Origin of the sequence: Collinsella aerofaciens, assembly GCF_015560135.1 — a bacterium.
In the GTDB taxonomy this organism is placed as follows: domain Bacteria; phylum Actinomycetota; class Coriobacteriia; order Coriobacteriales; family Coriobacteriaceae; genus Collinsella; species Collinsella aerofaciens_AN.
Genome location: NZ_JADMRH010000018.1, coordinates 1 through 2631, shown reverse-complemented (window position 1 = coordinate 2631; position 2631 = coordinate 1). Strand labels below are relative to the sequence as shown.

Sequence of the window (2631 nt, the reverse complement as noted above, 5' to 3'; positions counted from 1 at the left end):
GCAAGCGGACATGGCTCAGTTGGTAGAGCACAACCTTGCCAAGGTTGGGGTCGCGGGTTCGAGCCCCGTTGTCCGCTCCATTGCATTTCCGGACCGTTTAGGCGGTCCTTTTTCGGCGAAGTGGCCAAGTGGTAAGGCAGAGGCCTGCAAAGCCTTTACCCCCGGTTCGAATCCGGGCTTCGCCTCCAGGCAACATCCGGGCGCTCCGGCGCCCGTTTTGTTTTACATATGCGGACATGGCTCAGTTGGTAGAGCACAACCTTGCCAAGGTTGGGGTCGCGGGTTCGAGCCCCGTTGTCCGCTCCAAACTCAGCAGCCCGACTACTACGGTAGCCGGGCTTTTTCGTACCCATCGCATGGGCTCGAACCCGAGAGGGAGCGAGCGTTTTGGGTCGTGGCTGTGGCGTTGTTTGCCGCGAATATCCGCTTTGGGCGTATCATCGTGGGCATCTCGCATAACCTCGTTGCAAGGGAGATACGCCCCATGGCTACAGAAAAGTCTTCTTCGCGCTCATGGATGTCCGACGCCGCGATCTATCAGATCTACCCGCGCTCGTTTAAGGATTCGACTGGTTCGGGTCTGGGCGATATCGCGGGCATTACCCAGCAGATGGACTATCTTGAGCAGCTGGGTATCGAGGCCATCTGGCTGAGCCCGTTTTACCCATCGCCTCTTGTCGATGGTGGCTATGATGTGGCGGACTACTGCGATGTCGACCCACGTCTCGGCTCGCTTGACGACTTCGATGACATGATCGCTGCGGCTCACGTGCGCGGCATCAAGGTCATTGTCGACATCGTGCCTAACCATTCATCCAACCAGCACCCCTGGTTCAAAGCCGCTCTTGCCGCCGGCCCCGGATCGCCCGAGCGCGCCCGTTATATCTTCCGCGATGGTCGCGGCGAGCACGGCGAGCTTCCTCCCACCAATTGGAATGCCAACTTTGGCGGCCCCGCCTGGACGCGTGTTGCGGACGGTCAGTGGTATCTGCACATGTTTACGCCCGAGCAGCCGGACTTTGACTGGTCATGCCCCGAGGTTCACGCGTTCTTTTGCGACGTCCTGGCGTTTTGGAGCGATCGAGGCGTCGATGGCTTTCGCATTGATGTGGCGCACGGTCTCGCCAAGGACCTCGACCGCGATGACCTCGACCGGTGGCATCTCGCCGAGGGCGATGACATGGTTGACGACGGCACCCATCCGCTGTGGGATCGCAACGAGGTCCACGAGATCTATCGCGAGTGGCGTCGCGTGTTCGACCGCTATGATCCGCCGCGCAGCGCCGTTGCCGAGGCGTGGGTGCTGCCCGAGCGTCAGTATCTCTACGCGCGTCCCAGCGAGCTTGGTCAGACATTTAACTTTGAGTTCGCCAAGGCCACTTGGACCTATGATGACATGCACGCTGCAATCGAGGAGGGCTTGAAGGCGGCCGTAGAATCCGATTCCGCCTCGACCTGGGTACTCTCCAACCACGACGTGCCGCGCGTGGCGACACGCTATGCCCTGCCGCAAATCAAGGCGACGCGCTACCACCAGATTGCGCTCGACTGGCTCTTACGCGACGGGTCGTCTTATGACGAGGACCGTGAACTCGGCGAGCGCCGCGCGCGGGCGGCCCTTTTGCTTGAACTGGCGCTTCCGGGCTCGGCATACGTGTATCAGGGTGAGGAGCTCGGCCTTTTTGAGGTGGCTGACATCCCGTGGGCTGCACTCGAAGATCCTACTGCGACCAATACGCGCGGACCGAAGCGTGAGAAGGGGCGCGACGGCTGCCGTGTGCCCCTGCCGTGGGTGGCGGCGGACGATCCCGCGCAGGGCGGATCGTTTGGGTTTTCGCCGGCGGACGCCGATGCGGCGCCCCATCTGCCGCAACCTGCATGGTTTTCCGATTACGCTGCCGATAGGGAAGAAGCGAACCCGACATCGATGCTTGCGCTCTATCGTGACGCCCTCTGGCTTCGGCGCAAGCTGCGCGGTTGCGCCAACGATTTTGCGTGGCTCGATCTTGACGGGCGCACCGGTCTTGCGGATGGTGCCGAGGGCGCCGAGGGCGGCGTCATCGCCTATCGCCGCGACAACGGCTGGGCGTGTGTGACGAACTTCGGCGCAGCAGCCGTGGAGCTGCCGGCGGGCAGGGTCCTGCTCACCTCATCACCGCTTGCAGACGGCAGGCTCGCGCAGGACAGCTCTGCCTGGATCATGCTCGGTGAGATATAGGAGCCTCTTGCGGCGAGTTTGCGTTTGCCTGCGCTTTCCGTGGTGGCTGATGTCTTCGCGAGGTTCGCGAGGGCGTCGCAAAACTTTTCAAAAAAAGTTCTTGCATAGGATGCGGGTATCACGTAAGATTAATCCTCGTAAGCGGACATGGCTCAGTTGGTAGAGCACAACCTTGCCAAGGTTGGGGTCGCGGGTTCGAGCCCCGTTGTCCGCTCCATTTGGGCGTTTAGCTCAGGGGGAGAGCGCTTCCCTGACACGGAAGAGGTCAGAAGTTCAAATCTTCTAACGCCCACCAAATGTTCGCAGCTCAGAGGCTATGTCCTCTGGGCTGTTTTGTTACGGGCTTTAGCCTGTGCGGGGCGCGCAGCGCGCCGCATCAGAAACCACCCGCTATGCGGGTGGGGCCAAACGGC

1 protein-coding gene and 5 tRNA genes are annotated in these 2631 nt (G+C 61.4%); all 6 read left to right on the top strand.

Translation table 11 applies throughout. The features are described 5' to 3' along the window. The first annotated feature begins 4 nt into the window (after window positions 1-4). Window positions 5-80: transfer RNA gene (locus I2H19_RS07670), tRNA-Gly, on the top strand. A 34-nt stretch (window positions 81-114) separates the two neighbouring features. Next, window positions 115-188 (top strand) — tRNA-Cys (locus I2H19_RS07665). A 42-nt stretch (window positions 189-230) separates the two neighbouring features. Further along, window positions 231-306, top strand: a tRNA-Gly gene (locus tag I2H19_RS07660). A 178-nt stretch (window positions 307-484) separates the two neighbouring features. Beyond that, complete coding sequence (locus tag I2H19_RS07655; RefSeq protein WP_195622258.1) at window positions 485-2218, top strand: glycoside hydrolase family 13 protein; 1734 nt, start codon at window positions 485-487, stop codon at window positions 2216-2218. 141 nt (window positions 2219-2359) lie between these two features. Next, window positions 2360-2435 (top strand) — tRNA-Gly (locus I2H19_RS07650). A 3-nt stretch (window positions 2436-2438) separates the two neighbouring features. Beyond that, window positions 2439-2513, top strand: a tRNA-Val gene (locus I2H19_RS07645). Window positions 2514-2631 lie beyond the last annotated feature (118 nt).